Origin of the sequence: Bacteroides propionicifaciens DSM 19291 = JCM 14649 (assembly GCF_000375405.1) — a bacterium.
In the GTDB taxonomy this organism is placed as follows: Bacteria; Bacteroidota; Bacteroidia; order Bacteroidales; family Bacteroidaceae; genus Bacteroides_E; species Bacteroides_E propionicifaciens.
The window spans coordinates 13,300-31,969 of record NZ_AQWS01000015.1 but is presented as its reverse complement, the minus strand read 5'-3'; the positions used below and the strand labels follow the sequence as shown (position 1 = coordinate 31,969).

Genomic DNA, 18,670 nt, shown 5'->3' with positions numbered 1-18,670 from the left:
AAAATATGCAAGCTATCATGATGATGTGGAGATTACTCTTCGCAAGGCTTGCCTATTCCCCAAACTTAAATAACTGACAGAAATAAATTTAAGATACGGATTAAGGAGTTCTTGCGAAAGCAAGGGCTCCTTTTTTTGTACCCAATAATTAAACCCAATAAAACAAAACGTTATGAGCAATTTAAATTTTGAAACCAAAGCATTACACCAAGGTCACGACAGTAAAAACACACAAGGAAGCCAAGCTGTGCCAATTTATCAAACTACTTCGTACGTGTTCAACGATGCTGATCACGCTGCTGGTGCTTTTAATCTTTCAATCCCGACCTACATCTACACACGTCTTAACAACCCAACCAACGATGTATTAGAACAACGTTTAGCAGCACTCGAAGGTGGAATTGGAGCAGTAGTTACAGCATCTGGAGCTTCGGCTATCTCTACCACACTGTTAACTCTACTCAAACCAGGTGACCATATTATCTCTTCGAACAGCTTATACGGGGGTACATACAACCTACTCAATGTCACCTTAAGACGATTTAATATCGAAACAACTTTTGTTGACCCGAAAGATCCTCAGAACTTCAAAAATGCAATTCAACCTAACACACGTGCTATTTTTGTGGAGAGCTTGGGTAACCCTAAACTAGACGTAGTAGAACTCGAAGAGATTGGACGAATTTCGAACGAAGCCGATATTCCTTTTATTGTCGATAACACCGTAGCAACTCCATTCTTACTCAACCCTATCACTTACGGAGCAAATATTGTTATCCACTCGCTTACAAAATATATTTCGGGCAACGGAACTTCACTAGGTGGAGCAATCATCGATGCAGGAACTTACAACTGGGGCAATGGTAAATTCCCCGAATTCACCACACCTTCTGCTGGTTATCATGGATTAGTTTATCATGAGGCACTTGGTAATGCAGCCTTTATTGCAAAAATCCGTATCGAAGGACTTAGAGATTTGGGTGCAGCACTCAGCCCATTCAATGCATTCCAAATCATACAAGGACTTGAAACATTACCCCTACGTATAGAGAAACATTCTCAAAATGCTTTATTACTAGCTAAGTGGTTGCAAGAACAACCCGAAGTGGCTTGGGTAAACTATCCGGGGCTAGAGGGCAATGCCTATTATGAGTTGGCACAAAAATACCTACCCAACGGACAAAGTGGTGTAGTAACCTTCGGACTAAAAGGTGGATACGATGCCGCAAAAAAAGTAGTAGGCTCAACCAAATTGTTTGCTCTATTGGCCAATATTGGAGACTCGAAATCGTTGATAATTCATCCAGCCTCAACCACTCATGAACAGCTATCACCGCAGGAGCAGTTATCAACAGGTGTAACGCCCGATTTGATTCGTCTTTCTGTGGGACTAGAAAACATTGGGGACTTAAAAAACGACTTAAGAACAGTCTTCTATACATTATAAACTATGATTCCATCTGAAAACTATACACTACTAAGGGAGTTAATCCAAAACAAAACACTAGTACTCGACGGAGCTATGGGGACAATGATTCAAGCCCATAACCTAGTTGAGCAGGATTTTAGAGGCGAGCTATTTGCCGACTCTAAAATCCTACTAAAGGGTAATTATGACGTTCTTTCACTTACACGTCCCGACATCATTACTCAAATTCATGAAGCTTATTTGGAAGCTGGTGCCGATATTATTGAAACAAATACGTTCTCTTCGACCACAATAGCTCAAGCTGATTATGGTTTAAGCCAAGAGGTTGAGAAACTTAATTTCCAATCGGCACAACTGGCCAAAAAAGCTGCTAAAAAATTTAGTGCTTTAACACCAGACAAACCTCGATTTGTAGCAGGAGTACTAGGTCCGACCAATAAAACAGCGAGTCTTTCGCCCGACGTTAATCGTCCAGGTTATCGTGCGATTAGTTTTGAAGAACTACGAACTGCATATAAGCAGCAAGCAGAAGCACTCATAAAAGGAGGTGCCGACTTGCTAATGATCGAAACCATCTTCGATACACTAAACGCTAAAGCTGCACTCTTTGCAATCGATCAATTGAGCCAAGAGTGGAATCTTCAAATTCCGATTATGGTTTCGGGTACGATCACCGATGCTTCGGGGCGTATTCTATCGGGACAAACCCTAGAAGCTTTTATAACTTCAATCTCACATACTCCTCTGTTAAGCATTGGGTTAAATTGTGGATGGGGAGCAAAGCAACTCAAAACCTATGCCTTAGAGCTAGAACGAGTTAGCCCCTATCCCATCTCTATCCACCCAAATGCGGGATTACCCAACGAGTTTGGCTACTACGATCAAACCCCACAAATCATGGGTCAGGAAATTCAGTCGTTACTACAAAACCCTGCGATACGGATTGTGGGTGGATGTTGTGGAACTACTCCCGATCATATCCGAGTAATAAGTGAGTTAGCAAGTCAAGCAGACCAAACAAAGTCGACTTACATAGAAAAAACAAAACCTCGGGTTTTGGAGCTTTCTGGTTTAGAACCTTTCAAGTACAACGAGAATATTGCCTTTGTCAACGTGGGTGAACGCACCAACGTAACAGGCTCAAAGAAGTTTTTAAGACTCATCAAAGAGCAAAGTTATGAACAGGCTCTAGCTATAGCCAGAGAGCAAGTTGAAGGAGGTGCTCAAATCATTGATATCAATATGGATGAGGGGTTACTCGACGGTACCCAAGAGATGAAAACCTTCTTAAACCTAATTGCCTCTGAACCCGAAATAGCCAAAGTTCCCATTATGATTGACAGTTCTAAATGGGAGGTTATCGAAGCAGGACTGCAATGCCTGCAGGGTAAAGGTGTTGTCAACTCAATCAGTTTAAAATCGGGAGAAGCCGAGTTTATCCACCATGCCAAATTAATCAAGAGATATGGTGCAGCAGTTATTGTAATGGCATTTGATGAAAATGGACAAGCCGATAATTTGGAGCGACGTATCGAAATCTGTAGTCGTTCGTATAATATACTAACCGAACAAGTAGGTTTCCCAGCACAAGATATCATCTTCGACCCCAATGTATTTCCTGTAGCAACAGGAATGGAGGAACATCGTCGAAATGCACTCGATTTCTTCTTAGGCTCAAAATGGATTAAAGAGAACCTTCCGCTAGCTAATATTAGTGGTGGCATCAGCAATGTATCGTTTTCATTTAGAGGCAATAACCCCATTCGTGAAGCGATGCATTCAGCTTTTCTGTATCACGGAATCAAACACGGCTTAAGCATGGGAATTGTTAATCCAAGTTTACTGACGGTTTACGATGAAATTGAGCCAGAACTTTTAACCCGAATTGAAGATGTACTTTTCGATCGAACCGACGATGCTACGGGGAAACTATTAGAGTTTGCAGATAGCATTAAAGACATAAAAGAAGAGCACGCTCAAGTTATTGAGCAGTGGAGAACCACTGACCTACAAAGTCGACTTGATTATGCACTGGTTAAGGGAGTTTCCACACATATTGAAGAAGACATTGAAGAGGCACGATTGACAGCAAATCACCCCATAGAGGTAATAGAGGTTAATCTAATGCATGCCATGGGTATTGTCGGCAATTTATTTGGCGAAGGTAAAATGTTCCTTCCTCAAGTAGTGAAGTCTGCACGTGTAATGAAACAGGCAGTAGCCTATCTTCTACCCTATATTGAATCGACTAAAACAACTAAAAAATCCAGCAGTTCTCCAAAGATATTACTAGCTACAGTCAAAGGAGATGTTCACGATATAGGTAAAAATATTGTATCGGTAGTATTGGCTTGCAATAATTACGAAATTATTGATTTAGGGGTAATGGTACCTGCCGAAAAAATAATTGAAACAGCCATTCGTGAAAAAGTAGATATTATCGGTCTTAGTGGACTCATTACACCCTCACTTGACGAGATGATTCATGTGGTATCTGAACTCGAAAAAATAGACTGTAAGATACCCGTAATGGTGGGTGGTGCAACAACGACCAAACTACATACAGCAGTAAAGATAGCACCGCATTACAGTGGGGCAGTTGTGCAGGTCAAAGATGCTTCACGTGCAGTTACTGTTGTGAGCAACTTACTACAACCCGAAACTTCTCAGGAGTATATTCAGTCGATAAAAGACGATTATCAACAGACAAAAGAGAAGTACCTCAACAAGAGAGAAACACAGAGCTTATTATCAATTCAAGAAGCCAGAGTTAATAAGCTCGCCATCGAGTGGGATAATTATCAACCTACTAGGCCTAGAGAGTTGGGTGTCTATACAAAAGAGGTCGAAATTGGTGAACTCATTCCGTATATCGATTGGAGCCCATTCTTTAATGCTTGGGAGCTTTACGGCAAATTCCCTGAGATTCTGACCGATCCAGTAGTCGGAGAATCAGCATCACAATTATACAACGACGCAGTAGATTTGTTAGAGCAAGCTAAAAAAGAAGCGTGGTTTCAACCCAAAGCTATATACGGATTATTCGGAGCCAACCAGGTTCGAACCGATGACATCGAAGTATGTGCCCCCGATGGAAAACCGTTGACCACAATCTATACGCTTCGTCAGCAAATGGCAAAAAACAACGGTTTACCCAACTATGCCCTTTCCGATTTTGTGGCACCTAAAGAGAACGGCAAGACGGATTATATGGGCTTCTTCTGTGTAACGAGTGGATTGGGTATTGACTTAAAAGTACAGCGCTTCAAAAAATCGGGAGACGACTATACGGCATTACTACTGAGTTCACTTTCCGATCGATTGGCAGAGGCTTATGCTGAATACCTACACCGGTATGTTCGAAAAGAAGCTTGGGGATATGCTGAGCCTGAATCTTTAAGTTATCAACAGCTAATTGCTGAAGAGTATCAAGGCATTCGTCCTGCACCAGGTTATCCTGCGTGCCCCGACCACCAACAGAAGAAAACAATTTGGGAACTTTTGGAGATTGAACAAAAAATTGGAGTACGCATAACTTCAAGCTTTGCCATGTACCCAGCCTCATCGATTTCGGGATACTACTTTTCGCACCCGCAAAGCAAATACTTCTCAGTTGGAAGAATTGGGCTAGATCAGGCGGAAGACTATGCAGAGAGAAAAAATCAAAACATTGACCAGGTTAAGCAATGGCTTAAACCCTTATTATAAACAACAACTATTATTATGACAGTTACAGAGCACTTAGCACAACTCAACGGGAAACCAGCTTTCTCTATTGAAATACTTCCTCCACTGAAGGGAGCCAATATCAACGAAATATTCGACTCCCTAAACCCTATTATGGAGTTTGACCCAGCCTTTATTAATGTTACTTACCATAGGGAGGAGTTTGAATATAGAGAGCTAGATAACGGACTTTGGCAAAAAAGGATAATCCGCAAACGCCCAGGAACCGTAGGGATTTGTGCAGCTATTCAGAATAAATTTAAAGTTGATACCGTAGCACACGTACTTTGTGGAGGTTTTACACAAGAGGAAACCGAAAACTTATTGATTGATCTTAATTTCTTGGGAATAAACAATGTCGTAGCACTTCGAGGCGATGCAGTTAAGAGTGAAATCTATTTCAATGCAAAGAAAGAGGGACACCAATATGCTTCGCAACTTGTAAAGCAAATCAACAATCAAAATCAAGGAATCTACCTTGATGAGACCCTTGAAAATAAAACTAAAACTAATTTCTGCGTAGGCGTAGCAGGCTATCCAGAGAAACATTTTGAGTCACCCAACCTTGAGGCCGACATTGCCTATCTCAAAGAGAAGGTTGACAATGGAGCATCCTACATCACAACCCAACTCTTTTACGATAATCAGAAATTCTTCGACTTTGTGGATAAATGCCGAAAGGCGGGTATCACGGTACCGATAATTCCAGGGTTAAAACCCTTTGCAACCAAACGTCAACTCAATATCATTCCACAACGTTTCCATGTGGATATCCCACTCGACTTAGCCAATGAGGTTGTGAAGGCTGACTCAAAAGAGGCAGTCAGAGAGATTGGCACAGAGTGGATGATTACCCAATCAAAAGAGCTAATGGACGCAGGCTTCAATCTGATTCACTACTACACCATGGGAAATAACAAAGCAGTTTGTAAACTAGCCAATACCTTGCTCTAAAACGGAAGACCTTCGTGATTAATAAGCAATAAATTGGAGCCTTAAGACGATGGTCATTCTTATTATGCCTATATTTATCTTAACTTTGTGAAAGCAGCAAATCTTAATTAGTAATCATATTCTTATGAAATATTTAATAGAATATCCAAAGGAGTTGAATGCAAAAATTCAGCTTCCTGCCTCAAAAAGCATTAGTAATAGGGCTCTAATTATTTATGCCCTTACACAAAACGGCATTTTACCCCAAAACCTAGCCGATTGTGACGATACCTCAGTAATGATTAAAGCACTCAACTCGGCCGACGAGTTGGTCGATATAATGGCCGCAGGGACTTCTATGCGATTTCTTACTGCCTTCTATGCCACACAAGCAGGTACAAAAATAATGACAGGTACCGAGAGAATGCAGAATCGCCCAATTCACTTGCTTGTTGAAGCTCTTAGAAAACTTGGCGCAGATATCGAGTATCTCAAAAACGAAGGGTTTCCACCATTGAAGATTAACGGGAAGAAACTCCAAGGGGGAGATTTAAGTCTGGATGGTAGCATTAGTTCTCAATTTATTACAGCACTGCTACTAATCGGACCCACACTTGAAAAAGGATTAAACTTAGAACTCAAAGGTGAGATTGCATCCAAACCTTATATTGATATGACACTTGCCTTGATGAACCAATGTGGTGCTTCGGCCAAGTGGACAAGCCCTAACAAGCTTGAGGTGAAACCTCAACCGTATAAACCCACACCTGTTTTAGTAGAGTCTGATTGGAGTGCTGCATCTTATTGGTTTGAGATGGTTGCACTTATGGATAAGTCTGAGATTTTGCTCAAAGATGTAACGCTGCCAAGCCTTCAGGGCGACGCACAAGGAGCTGAACTCTTTAAGCTATTGGGTGTTGACTTTAAAGCAATAGATCGAGGATTATTGCTAACCAAGACCGATAATATTGCGGATAAGCTAGATATCGATTTCACTAAAATCCCAGACTTGGCTCAAACCTTTGTAGTTGCTGCGGCATTACTTAATATTCCGTTCCGATTTACTGGTCTTCAAACCTTAAGAATAAAGGAGACCGACCGTATCGCAGCACTGATCAATGAGCTCAAGAAACTAGGGTACAACATTAAAGATAAGGGTGATACCCAGATGTATTGGAATTTGGAAAAGACAACACCCCAAGCCAAACCAGTCATAGCAACCTACGAAGATCATCGAATGGCGATGGCCTTGGCACCTGCGGCAATAAAACACCCAAGTTTGATCGTCGACGAGCCTATGGTAGTGACCAAATCATACCCTACCTACTGGGAAGACCTTCAAGAAATTGGTGTTAAAGTGCTAAAAATATGAAACGATTCAATCATTAGCCCCAATATTACGTTAACTTTGTTGTATTAAACACAAGTAGATTATGTATGTACTTATAGCTTTTCTTATTGCTATTGCCTTATTTGCAATGATTGCAGGCTATATACGCAATAAGAATATTCAGAAAAAGATAGATCGTGGCGAACTCGATAAGTTTCCTGAACCCGAAGAGGTTGATGAAGAGTGTTGTGGACAACATTCAATCTGCGAAAAAGATAGCTTATTGGCGGCAGTGAGTAAAGAGGTGGTTTATTACGACGATGAAGAACTTGATCAGTTTATAGGCTACACCCCCGATGATTACGACAATAGAGAGGCCGATATGTTTCGAGATATCTTCTATACCATGCAAGACACAGATGTTGCTGGCTGGGTAAGAAGCCTTATGCTTAGAGGTATTAGCCTGCCGGAAGAAATTAAAGACGAAGTATTTTTAATAGTAGGCGAACGAAGAATTCACTAACAGACGAGCATGAATATATTTCAATTTGCCTTCTTTCAATATGCTATTATTGGCAGTTTACTAGCGAGTATAGCATGCGGTATTATTGGTACCTATATCGTTACTCGCCGTTTGGTATTTATCAGTGGTGGACTTACCCACGCCTCATTTGGAGGTATTGGTATTGGATTATACACAGGCATATCTCCACTCTTTTCTGCAGCAGTATTTGCTATACTCTCTGCTTTTGGCGTAGAGTGGCTAGCCAAGCGTAAAGAGACTCGAGAAGATTCTGCTATTGCTGTGTTTTGGACATTCGGGATGGCCATAGGAGTCATATTTACGTTCCTTGCACCAGGATTCACTCCAGAACTTTCGACCTACCTATTTGGCAATATCTTGACAATCAACAAAACGGATTTATATCTATTAAGTGGATTGGCCATTGCGCTTATCCTCTTCTTTTCGTTGTACATCCATCCTATTCTATCAATCGCATTCGACAGAGACTTTGCTCTTTCGCAGAAAATTCCAGTACAACTCTTCGAATACATACTGATGTTTTTTATCGCTTTGACCATTGTAGCATGCCTGCACATGGTGGGGATTGTTTTGGTAATTTCTCTACTAACCATTCCACAGATGACAGCCAACATCTTTACGAACAGCTTTAAGAAGATGATCTTTATCTCCATATTCATTGGCTTTACGGGTTGTTTAGGTGGCTTAGTGTTGTCGTATATCTTGCATGTACCATCGGGTGCTGCTATTATATTCTTCTCAATACTGATTTATACTACCTGCAAATTAATAAGAACTATACAATTAAAACTTCAAGCTAAATAAAAGCAAATGGAAATAACTATAAACTCACTAGACGATATACAACAGGCTGCCAAAGAATTTGTAGCAGCAATGGGTGAGAACTCAGTATTCGCATTCTATGGTAAAATGGGTGCTGGAAAAACCACCTTCATCAAAGCACTATGCCAAGAGCTAGGTGTAACAGATGAGATAACCTCACCAACCTTCTCAATTGTAAACGAATATCGTGCCGACGAATCAGGTGAACTCATTTATCATTTCGACTTCTACAGAATAAAAACACTAGAAGAGGTTTACGACATGGGTTATGAAGATTACTTCTACAGTGGAGCAATCTGCTTTATCGAATGGCCAGAACTAATTGAAGATGTATTACCTGGTGATGCAGTAACCGTTAAAATCGAGGAGTTGCCAGAAGGTGGTCAACGTAAGATAACAATTTAAGGAAATACCGTAATGAAAGAAGCCACAAGTCTAATTCCACACTACATTATGCTGGGGATATTCTTCCTCTCGGGTGCTGTTTGTTTTATCTCTGCACTGGCAAATGCCAAGTGGTTTTTTGACTCTCAAAGCTTAAACTTTTTCAAGAAACGCATAGAGCAGCGAATGACACTTCGCATAATATATGCAATCATCGGAATCCTCTTGATGTGCCTTGCTCTCTATTTTTATTATACTCTGCAACAGGCAATCATCAAATTACCACATTAAAAAAAGAGCAGTTAACAACAAAGTTAACTGCTCTTTTGATATATGCTTAACACATATAAAGTATCAATCTAGCTGTCCAAGCTATCTCCGTATTCCATTTCACCTTGTACAACAAACAGAAGTGCTTCTGGATCGAATTCTCCCATGTCGTCCTTTTTAGCCTCAGCTAAGATATAATCTACGATATCGTCTAAGTTCAGCTCGATGAAACCATCTGCATCAGTAGTACTATCTAAAACACCACTATCCATATAGTATTCGTCAATTAGATCCAAAAGATAAAATAGCTCATCATCGGAAAAGGTCTCTTTGAAATCTTGAGGCAAATAGCTTTTGATAAACTCTATTGTTTTATCGTCGTCAAGATCATCTAATAAAAAATCTTCGTTACTCATAACAGTTCAGATTGAGTGTATTTAATATTACATGTGTTTTTTAATAATCTCCTCGTAAGCGGATTTTGATGCTGCACCCACTTGTTTATCCACAACTTCACCGTTCTTAAAGAACAATACAGTAGGGATATTACGGATACCAAATTCTCCAGGTACATCGCTATTTTCGTCAACATCGCATTTGCCGATAACAACTTTACCTTCATAATCTTTAGCAAGCTCATCGATGATTGGGCCTACCATTTTACAAGGACCACACCATGGAGCCCAAAAATCTACTACTACTAATTGATCGCTATTAAGTAATTCTTTGAAATTACTGTCAGTAATGTTTAATGCCATTTTCTTATTCTTTTAAAATGTAATATTTAAGTGTTTCTAATTTATAGTAAACGTTAATCCAGCAGATTGGTTTAAAAAACTGACCAAATCCTTGCCAACACTCACTTTTAATTGCTTCGAAATAAACTCTAGCGAGTGATTGGATTCTCCGTCAGTAACTTTAAAATAAAGCTCTGCTGTTCCTCTTGAACGCTTAACCGTATCAGATAGTTCAGAGATAAAAGCTGAATTTAGGACTTCTAATGGAACCGAAATTGTTAGCTTTTGTACCAAATCATCTTTAACATCGGTAAGCAGCTCTATGCTAGTTATTTTAAGCTCAAGCTCATTGGGATTCCATTGTCTAGGCTGACACCTAGCTTTCATATATAATAACATTCCTTCGTTAATATAACCCTGGAACGTAATCCAATCTTTACCAAAGAACGGAATCTCGTACGAACCTGAATAATCCTCAATCTTAGCAATCCCATAAGGGTTGTTTGTACGGGTCATTCCCCTACGCACACTGGTTACAATGCCACCCATCGTGATTTCTCGCCCAACAAGTTCTTCTTTATCTTCGAGCTCACTTACTCTGGTGTTACAAACATAATTTAAAATCACGGAATAATCATCAAGTGGATGCGCCGAAAGATAAATTCCGACTAACTCACGCTCTTTGTTTAACAATTCTAAGTCACTCCATGAATCGGCTTCAGGAACCTCTGGCGTAGCAATATCAATAGCATTATCCCCTCCAAAAAGAGAATTCATACTCATCTCCTTATCGGCTTGATACTTGTTACCATAACGCATCAAAGCCTCGATAAAAGTTTCATCGCCAATATTCATTGGTGAAAAGTATTGCTCACGCTTGACGTGGAATTCATCAAAACCTCCAGCCAAAACAATGTTCTCCATGTTTTTCTTACTGCAAGCATTTAGGTTAACACGCTCAATAAAGTTAAAAAGAGAGGTGAAAGGACCGTTTTTAGTTCTTTCATCGACAATGGCTTTTACGGCATTTTCGCCTACACCCTTGATTGCACCCAATCCAAAACGAATATTACCATCCTTATTAACGGTGAACTTCAAATTACTTTCATTCACATCGGGCCCCATAACCTTTATCCCCATAGACTTGCATTCGTCCATGAACTTCGTGATTTCCGTTATATTGGAGATATTACGGCTCATGACTGCCGCCATATATTCTGATGGATAGTTCGCCTTTAGGTAAGCCGTCTGATAAGCAAGCCAAGAGTAGCAAGTAGCATGCGATTTATTGAACGCATACGATGCAAATTTCTCCCAGTCGGTCCAAATCTTTTCAAGCACCTTTGGCTCGTGACCATTACTCTTTCCTCCTGCAATAAATTTAGGTTTGAGGACGTCCAGTTGATCACGGAGTTTCTTACCCATTGCCTTACGGAGTGCATCAGACTCGCCACGAGTAAAGTTACCCAATAGACGAGACAGTAACATGACTTGCTCCTGATAAACCGTAATCCCGTAAGTCTCTTTCAGATACTTTTCCATGATAGGAATATCGTATTCGATAGGTTTACGGCCGTGTTTACGATCAATAAAGTCTGGAATATAATCCATAGGACCTGGCCTATAGAGCGCATTCATGGCAATTAAGTCTTCGAAAGTAGAGGGTTGGAGCTCTCTCAAGTACTTCTGCATCCCAGCAGACTCAAACTGGAAAGTACCTACGGTACGTCCATCACTGTATAGCTTATAAGTCTTCTCGTCTTCAAATGAGATTTTCTCTATATCAATCTCAACACCAACAGAGTCTTTTACATTAGCTACAGCTTCTTTAATAATAGAGAGGGTTTTTAGCCCCAAGAAGTCCATCTTGATTAGACCAGTATCTTCAATGAGCGAACCTTCGTATTGTGTTACTAAGATTTTCTCACCCGTATCTTTATCAACAGCCGTACTCACGGGCACCCAGTCGGTAATATCGTCACGACAGATTATCGTGCCACAAGCATGTACACCCGTACCACGAACATTACCCTCGAGCATTCGAGCATACTTTATGGTATCGCGAATCTGTGGATTGTCCGAAGCCTCGGCAGCCTGTAGTTCGGGAACATAAGCTATAGAGTTATGCAGGTTGATTTTCTTATCGGGAATTCTATCGGGAATTAATTTAGCCAATCGATCGGCTTCAGGCAAAGGTAATTTCTGCACACGTGCTACATCTCGGATAGCCATCTTCGTGGCCATTGTTCCGTAAGTGATAATATGTGCAACCTTGTCTAAACCATATTTCTCGGTTACCCAACGCAATACCTCACCACGACCATCATCGTCAAAATCGACGTCAATATCGGGAAGTGAAATACGATCGGGATTAAGGAAACGCTCAAACAGCAAATCAAAGCGAATAGGGTCAATCTTGGTAATTCCCAAGCAATAGGCTACGGCAGAACCTGCAGCAGATCCACGACCTGGCCCAACCGCAACACCCAACTCATTTTCAGCTGCAGCAATAAAATCTTGTACAATCAAGAAGTAACCAGGGAAACCCATGGTCTTCATAATGTAGAGCTCAAAGTTTAATCGCTCTTTCACCTCAGGCGAAAGTGGATCGCCATAAAACTTGACAGCACCCTCGTAGGTGAGTTTCTCAAGATAATCAGCTTCAAGCTTTACACGATATAATTTGTCGTACCCACCGAGTTGCTCAATTTTGGCTTCACCATCGGCTCGAGTTACAACAACCTCTCCATGCTCATTCTCGGTGAATTCATGATAAAGATCTTCATCAGTATAACGCTGACGATACGACTCTTCGGTACCAAACTCTTCGGGAATCTCAAAGGTTGGCATAATTGGTGCATGGTCTATGGAGTAGAGTTCGACCTTATCAAGAATCTCCTGAGTGTTAGCCAAAGCTTCGGGCAGGTCAGCAAAGATGACATTCATCTCTTGCTGAGTTTTCATCCACTCTTGCTTTGTATAAAGCATACGGTTGGGGTCATCAATATCTTTACCTGTACTCAAACAGATCAAGCGATCGTGCGCTTCTGCATGTGCCTCTTCAACAAAGTGAACATCGTTGGTTGCAATAAGCTTGACATCAAACTTCTTGCTATATTCTATCAAATGATTATTTACATTGACTTGTAGCGGATACGCCTCGTGATTCGCTCTGGGTTGTGTCGCCTTATGACGTTGAAGCTCAAGATAAAAATCATCACCAAAGGTCTTTTTAAACCATAGTATTGCCTCCTCAGCCTCAGCAAATTTGCCTTGTGTTATATTTTTTGGTATTTCTCCACCCAAGCAAGCCGTACTTACAATCAGCCCTTCTCTATATTTTTCGAGTTGCGCACGATCGGTACGAGGTCGCATATAAAAACCATCAGTCCAAGCTTGAGAGACAAGCTTAATCAGGTTGTGGTATCCTTTTTTATTCTTTGCCAAAACTACCAAGTGATAACCACTTTGGTCAATCCTACCCTCACGCATATGTACACCACGACGAGCAACGTACATTTCACATCCTATAATAGGTTTAAAAAGGCTTTGCTTTTTAGCTTCAATTTCTTGCTCTATTTCAAGGATAGCGGGGTCATCGTCCGCCTTACCCTCTTTCTTCAAACTCCTGATCTGTTTCTTAAGTGTTTTGATCTCACCATGGATTGGACCGTTCTTTTTCTTAACATAATTGTAAAACTCTTTAACTCCGAACATGCTTCCGTGGTCAGTTAATGAAATCCCTTTCATTCCATCAGCTAACGCCTTATCAACAAGCGCCTTGATGCTGGCTTGACCATCTAAGAGAGAGTATTGAGAGTGGACGTGTAAATGAGTATAGTTTTGCATATAATATGGATAGCTAAGATATTTATTACTAAGATAATAGGATTGTATATATTCTCAAGAGTGAAGACAATTGAAAGTGCGATGAAACACTACGAATAAGACAATATCCTACTAAATACAAAGGTATATATGACAAAGTTACCAACAAAACCATATTATAATCTCTTTTTTTTGCTGATATTTTAAATTAAGCCTACTTTTGCTAACAAATAGATTTTATTACATTTATGAATCGTTCAACAAGATTGAAAAAACTAAAAAAAGTGAGACTCCACCATGAGGGAATCTCAACATTAGTGGTAAGCTTTATTGCTTTTTTAATTATTAACCTCGTACTATACAAGTTTGTACCAAGTAGAATCCTATTCTATTTAGTATTAACAGTTAGTGCAGCAGTTTACTTGTTACTCATAAATTTCTTCAGATGTCCTATCAGACGTTTTGAAGGGGAAGTGGAAAAAACAGTAGTAGCCCCTGCAGACGGCAAAGTAGTTGTCGTTGAGGAAGTGTATGAAAATGAGTACTTCCATGAAAAGAGGCTAATGATCTCTATCTTCATGAGTGTATTAAATGTTCACGCCAACTGGTATCCAGTAGAAGGCACAGTGAAGAAAGTCGGTCATCAGAACGGCAAATTCATGAAAGCTTGGCTTCCTAAAGCTAGTACAGATAATGAGCGCTCAATGGTAGTTATAGAGACTCCAGAGGGACAAGAAGTTATGGCTCGTCAGATTGCTGGCGCTATGGCTCGACGCATCGTTACTTATGCTAAAGAAGGAGAAGAATGTTTTATCGATGAACATATGGGCTTTATTAAATTAGGCTCACGTGTTGATGTTTACTTACCTATTGGTTCAGAACCTCTCGTAAAGGTTGGCGACTTAACAACAGGTAACCAAACGATTATTGCAAACTTAAAATAGAAGAAATATGTCAAATGCCATTACTCGCCATATACCGAATACTGTTACATGTCTGAATTTATTTTCAGGGTGCATTGCATCTGTAATGGCCTTTGAATCAAAATACGAGCTAGCATTAGGCTTCATTATCCTGAGTGCCATATTCGATTTTTTCGACGGCATGCTGGCTCGTCTTCTTAATGCACATTCGCCCATAGGCAAAGAGCTCGACTCTTTGGCTGACGATGTTAGCTTTGGAGTTGCTCCAGCCCTAATTGTCTTCAGTTTTCTTAAAGAGTCAGGATTACATTATCCTGATTTTTTAACACCCATACAAAGCTATATTCCCTATTTAGCATTTATTATTGCCGTGTTTTCTGCCCTTCGCTTGGCAAAATTCAATGTTGATGAAAGACAAACCAGCTCATTTATTGGATTACCCACACCAGCCAACGCGCTATTTTGGGGTTCACTAATTGTAGGTGCTGGCGACTTATTACTTATGCATGTCAACGCTGTAGTTATAGTAGCATTAGTAATTGTGTTTTCATTATTATTAACTGCGGAAATCCCAATGTTCTCCCTAAAATTCAAGAATTTAGGATGGAAAGACAATAAAATAAGCTATATTTTTATTTTAGTGTCAATTCCTATGCTAATCATCTTTAAACTTAGTGGAATAGCAGCTGTAATTACGTGGTACATTATACTTTCGTTGTTGACACAGAAGGCAAATAAGTAAGATTGGCATAGATATTGTATCTACTTATACAAATTATCAAACTCATACCGTCATGCTAAAACTTCTTCTTATCCCCATAATTATCATTATCCTAATTGTATCCATGGTAGTGGGCTACCTAAAATACTTGATTCTTCTTTTTAGAGGAAAAGGTAAACAAACCTACCAACAATCAAAAGGTTATAGAGCGAGGAAAGAGGGCGAAACCTCTATCAATACCGAAGGAACAGCTCAACAGAAAAAAGTAATTGGTAAAGATGAGGGGGAATATGTAGATTATGAAGAAGTTGACGAGTAAGTACTACCTTCTTTTTGCAAAAAACTCCTGAATCAGTTCTGCCGATTTTTCATGCTGTACACCCCTTACAACTTCAGTCTTAGGGTGAAGCGCATTAGGTGCCAACAAACTATACCCTTTCTTGCTGTCTCCTGCACCAATCACTAAGCGACTTACTTGCGCCCAACCTATTGCACCCGCACACATAACGCAGGGCTCTAAGGTCACATAAAGCGTGCAATCTTTCAAATACTTACCTCCAAGCGAACTTGCTGCCATTGTTATGACCTGCATCTCTGCATGTGCTGTAACATCAGTAAGGCGTTCTGTCAGGTTGTGAGCTCGCGCTATGACAGTCCCGTTAGAAACCACAACAGCTCCAACAGGAATCTCTCCTGCAAACATGGCCTTTTCAGCCTCTTGGAGTGCCAAACCCATATAATAGGCATCATCTTTCAAATTATTCATCTTCGCATTTCATGTTCGTCAAAGAGTGTGGGATATTTGTTATCCAAATCCTTATGAATAAATAAAAGGATAGTCTCACGAAGCCACTTTGACCGATTAGCAATCTTATTGTTTTTCAAATAAGCATCAATAAAGGTCAGTTCTTCTTCACTCAGAAAGCAAGTCAAACGTTGATACCGTTTAACCTCCTGATTACTACCTATAGATTTATCCTTCTTTGTCATTATTTTACAAAAATACCGTTACTTATTGAATTGCAAAATAATAAATATTGTATTTTTACAATTAAGATGGCAAAACACAATATTTTAGGGCAAAAAGGAGAAGAAGAGGCGAAATTATATCTTGAAGCTCATGGATATAAAATTATAGAGTTGAACTGGACTTATCGACATCTGGAGATTGACATCATCGCACTAAAGTCGAACACACTCAGTTTTATAGAGGTCAAGACCCGAGAGAACAAACTCTACGGCGAGCCCTACCAGGCCTTCACGCTCAAAAAGCAAAAAAACATTCTTGTAGCGGCAAGTCACTACATCAAAAGCCATAAAATAGATTTTGAAATACGGTTCGATCTGATTACAATTATCACAAGCCAACCCACCGAATTTATCCATTACGAAGATGTCATACGACCTTTTATTTTTTGACTTATGAACAAGCAAACTCCCAATATTATCCGTCTTGAGCTTATAGACTCGACCAATAATTTTCTTAAGGCACTAAAGACTCAAGAGCAGCTCCCTGACTTCACGTACGTACAAGCAAACTTTCAAACTGCGGGCAAAGGTCAGAGAGGTAATTTCTGGGAAGCAGAAAATAATAAGAATCTACTTTTTAGCGTCTTACTAAGACCCACAGAGCTACCCATAGCCAAGCATTTTATACTCTCCGAAATTGTTTCTTTAGCGCTTATAGCTACACTAAGACAATTCAGCAAAGAGTTCAAAATAAAATGGCCCAACGATATTTATTGGAAGGAGAACAAAGTTGCAGGTATACTTATTGAAAACGACTTAGAGGGCATGCAAATCAAAGAGAGCGTTATTGGGATTGGTTTAAATGTGAATCAAGTCAAGTTTTCTCCCGCTGTGCCCAACCCTACATCCATCCATTCAATTACTTATAAGGAGCAAAACTCAGATGATATTCTACTGGAGTTTCACCAGCATCTGGAGCGATATCTTGAGATGCTTAAAGGCAAAGCCTACGATAAGATAGCGGAGGAGTATCAGTCTTTATTATTTAGAGCTGAGGGGTATCATCAGTTTAAAGATAAAGAAGGGGTCAAATTTAAAGCTAAGATAGAATCCGTAGCTCACGATGGAGCCTTAAACTTAGTGGATGATAAGGACAAAAAAAGAACCTACTTGTTTAAGGAGGTTCAGTTTGTAATTTAATGTAGAAGTATCAACAGGCTATTGACAAGATTAAAATCTTATAAAACCTCATCTTTGAGTTTATCAATATGGGCTAGCATTCTTCGAATTTCAACAGACTTAATTTTAGCATAAGCCTTTGTTAGATAAATATAAGCTTCACAATACGAAAAGGTATAAAGATCCTTTAGCTTATTACGATACTCCACATACTCCATATGAGTCGGCTTACGTTTACGCTCGTAATTAAACAATAATCTGCGACGCTCTTTTTCTGCACGCAGATAAATATAATTACCCAAAAAGAGGTTCGCATTCAGGTTGTTAGGATCTTGAGCGATGACTTGACGGTAAAGTTCTTGCGTAAGCCTCACCTCACCAATATCAGTTAGTCGTTGTGCCAAAACGAGTAGCTCGCTTACACTAAATGAGCTAGTGTTTTTACAATACTCTTTATAAAGACCCAACGACTTGTCGAGTTTACCCTTATGGAAGTAAATATCTGCTAGACTTACCAATAAAGTATCACTAAGAGCAGGTTTATCGGAGGCTCTTACCCAGTAAAACACCTCTGCATTTTCAGGGTCAAGATTAGCAAATTGATGAAACAAACCAATTACCTCGCCCCACTTCTCGTCCTCCAGCGAAATAAGCATTTTTGACATGATCGAATCTGGCATTTGAGATTGAGCCTGAGTCATCAGAGGAGTCAAAAACAAGAAAATAAGTAATAAAATTTTCATGAATAATTATTGAATAGATAAGCTAATTGGTTATATTAAACAGTTGTTATACAACTACAGTAATATATACAAAGATAACATCTTATTGTTTATCTAATTTTTATCATCTGCATTTTTTTACGTAAATTTGCC

Annotated in this window: 19 protein-coding genes; 13 read left to right on the top strand and 6 right to left on the bottom strand. The window is 39.7% G+C overall.

What is annotated here, in order from left to right:
- Positions 1–172: 172 nt before the first annotated feature.
- The 8 genes from B091_RS0105985 (at position 173) to B091_RS0105950 (ending at position 9,459) form a co-directional block, all read left to right on the top strand.
- Positions 173–1,447, top strand: a complete 1,275-nt coding sequence (locus tag B091_RS0105985) for an O-acetylhomoserine aminocarboxypropyltransferase/cysteine synthase family protein (protein ID WP_018109106.1) — start codon at positions 173–175, stop codon at positions 1,445–1,447.
- Between the two features lie 3 nt (positions 1,448–1,450).
- Positions 1,451–5,137 (top strand): methionine synthase, encoded by a 3,687-nt coding sequence (gene metH, locus B091_RS0105980; protein WP_018109105.1) that lies wholly within the window; start codon positions 1,451–1,453, stop codon positions 5,135–5,137.
- A gap of 15 nt (positions 5,138–5,152) precedes the next feature.
- Positions 5,153–6,109 carry a methylenetetrahydrofolate reductase [NAD(P)H] gene (gene metF, locus B091_RS0105975; protein ID WP_018109104.1) on the top strand — a complete coding sequence of 319 codons (957 nt, stop codon included), beginning with the start codon at positions 5,153–5,155 and terminating at the stop codon, positions 6,107–6,109.
- Positions 6,110–6,233: 124 nt separating this feature from the next.
- Positions 6,234–7,460 carry a 3-phosphoshikimate 1-carboxyvinyltransferase gene (locus tag B091_RS0105970; RefSeq protein WP_018109103.1) on the top strand — a complete coding sequence of 409 codons (1,227 nt, stop codon included), beginning with the start codon at positions 6,234–6,236 and terminating at the stop codon, positions 7,458–7,460.
- A gap of 61 nt (positions 7,461–7,521) precedes the next feature.
- Positions 7,522–7,941, top strand: a complete 420-nt coding sequence (locus B091_RS0105965) for a hypothetical protein (protein WP_018109102.1) — start codon at positions 7,522–7,524, stop codon at positions 7,939–7,941.
- A 9-nt stretch (positions 7,942–7,950) separates the two neighbouring features.
- Complete coding sequence (locus tag B091_RS0105960) at positions 7,951–8,766, top strand: metal ABC transporter permease (RefSeq protein WP_018109101.1); 816 nt, start codon at positions 7,951–7,953, stop codon at positions 8,764–8,766.
- 6 nt (positions 8,767–8,772) lie between these two features.
- Positions 8,773–9,189: a tRNA (adenosine(37)-N6)-threonylcarbamoyltransferase complex ATPase subunit type 1 TsaE gene (gene tsaE / locus B091_RS0105955; protein WP_018109100.1), complete on the top strand. Its 417-nt coding sequence runs from the start codon at positions 8,773–8,775 to the stop codon at positions 9,187–9,189.
- 12 nt (positions 9,190–9,201) lie between these two features.
- On the top strand, positions 9,202–9,459 hold the full coding sequence (locus B091_RS0105950; RefSeq protein ID WP_018109099.1) for an Imm17 family immunity protein: 258 nt from the start codon (positions 9,202–9,204) through the stop codon (positions 9,457–9,459).
- 68 nt (positions 9,460–9,527) lie between these two features.
- Here the strand turns inward: B091_RS0105950 and B091_RS0105945 are convergent, their stop codons facing one another.
- The 3 genes from B091_RS0105945 to dnaE are packed head-to-tail and all read right to left on the bottom strand — an operon-like array spanning position 9,528 to position 14,024.
- A complete protein-coding gene (locus B091_RS0105945; RefSeq protein ID WP_018109098.1) occupies positions 9,528–9,854 on the bottom strand; it encodes a hypothetical protein in 327 nt (108 codons plus the stop codon).
- Positions 9,855–9,881: 27 nt separating this feature from the next.
- Positions 9,882–10,196 (bottom strand): thioredoxin, encoded by a 315-nt coding sequence (gene trxA / locus B091_RS0105940; RefSeq protein WP_018109097.1) that lies wholly within the window; start codon positions 10,194–10,196, stop codon positions 9,882–9,884.
- A 36-nt stretch (positions 10,197–10,232) separates the two neighbouring features.
- Positions 10,233–14,024, bottom strand: coding sequence for a DNA polymerase III subunit alpha (dnaE, locus tag B091_RS0105935; protein WP_018109096.1), 3,792 nt, complete (start codon positions 14,022–14,024; stop codon positions 10,233–10,235).
- Positions 14,025–14,251: 227 nt separating this feature from the next.
- Between dnaE and B091_RS0105930 the strand changes: the two genes are divergently transcribed.
- From B091_RS0105930 to B091_RS11835, 3 genes are read left to right on the top strand one after another with little or no spacing between them, the layout of a single operon-like run.
- A complete protein-coding gene (locus B091_RS0105930; RefSeq protein ID WP_018109095.1) occupies positions 14,252–14,947 on the top strand; it encodes a phosphatidylserine decarboxylase family protein in 696 nt (231 codons plus the stop codon).
- 7 nt (positions 14,948–14,954) lie between these two features.
- Entirely contained in the window at positions 14,955–15,668 is a 714-nt protein-coding gene (gene pssA / locus B091_RS0105925) for a CDP-diacylglycerol--serine O-phosphatidyltransferase (RefSeq protein WP_025069374.1), read from the top strand.
- A gap of 52 nt (positions 15,669–15,720) precedes the next feature.
- Positions 15,721–15,966, top strand: coding sequence for a hypothetical protein (locus B091_RS11835; RefSeq protein ID WP_018109093.1), 246 nt, complete (start codon positions 15,721–15,723; stop codon positions 15,964–15,966).
- Positions 15,967–15,969: 3 nt separating this feature from the next.
- On the opposite strand, the gene B091_RS0105915 is transcribed toward B091_RS11835, so the two are convergent.
- Together B091_RS0105915 and B091_RS0105910 are read right to left on the bottom strand one after the other, a co-directional pair.
- The gene (locus B091_RS0105915) at positions 15,970–16,413 is read right to left on the bottom strand and encodes a nucleoside deaminase (RefSeq protein WP_018109092.1); all 444 of its coding nucleotides are present in this window, start codon (positions 16,411–16,413) and stop codon (positions 15,970–15,972) included.
- A complete protein-coding gene (locus tag B091_RS0105910; RefSeq protein WP_018109091.1) occupies positions 16,410–16,637 on the bottom strand; it encodes a hypothetical protein in 228 nt (75 codons plus the stop codon). The genes B091_RS0105915 and B091_RS0105910 overlap by 4 nt, the downstream gene beginning before the upstream one ends.
- A gap of 66 nt (positions 16,638–16,703) precedes the next feature.
- Between B091_RS0105910 and B091_RS0105905 the strand changes: the two genes are divergently transcribed.
- Positions 16,704–17,066 (top strand): YraN family protein, encoded by a 363-nt coding sequence (locus tag B091_RS0105905; RefSeq protein WP_018109090.1) that lies wholly within the window; start codon positions 16,704–16,706, stop codon positions 17,064–17,066.
- A 3-nt stretch (positions 17,067–17,069) separates the two neighbouring features.
- On the top strand, positions 17,070–17,816 hold the full coding sequence (locus tag B091_RS0105900; protein WP_018109089.1) for a biotin--[acetyl-CoA-carboxylase] ligase: 747 nt from the start codon (positions 17,070–17,072) through the stop codon (positions 17,814–17,816).
- 38 nt (positions 17,817–17,854) lie between these two features.
- Here B091_RS0105900 and B091_RS0105895 read toward each other — a convergent pair whose 3' ends face one another.
- On the bottom strand, positions 17,855–18,538 hold the full coding sequence (locus tag B091_RS0105895) for a tetratricopeptide repeat protein (protein ID WP_025069372.1): 684 nt from the start codon (positions 18,536–18,538) through the stop codon (positions 17,855–17,857).
- Positions 18,539–18,670: the final 132 nt, after the last annotated feature.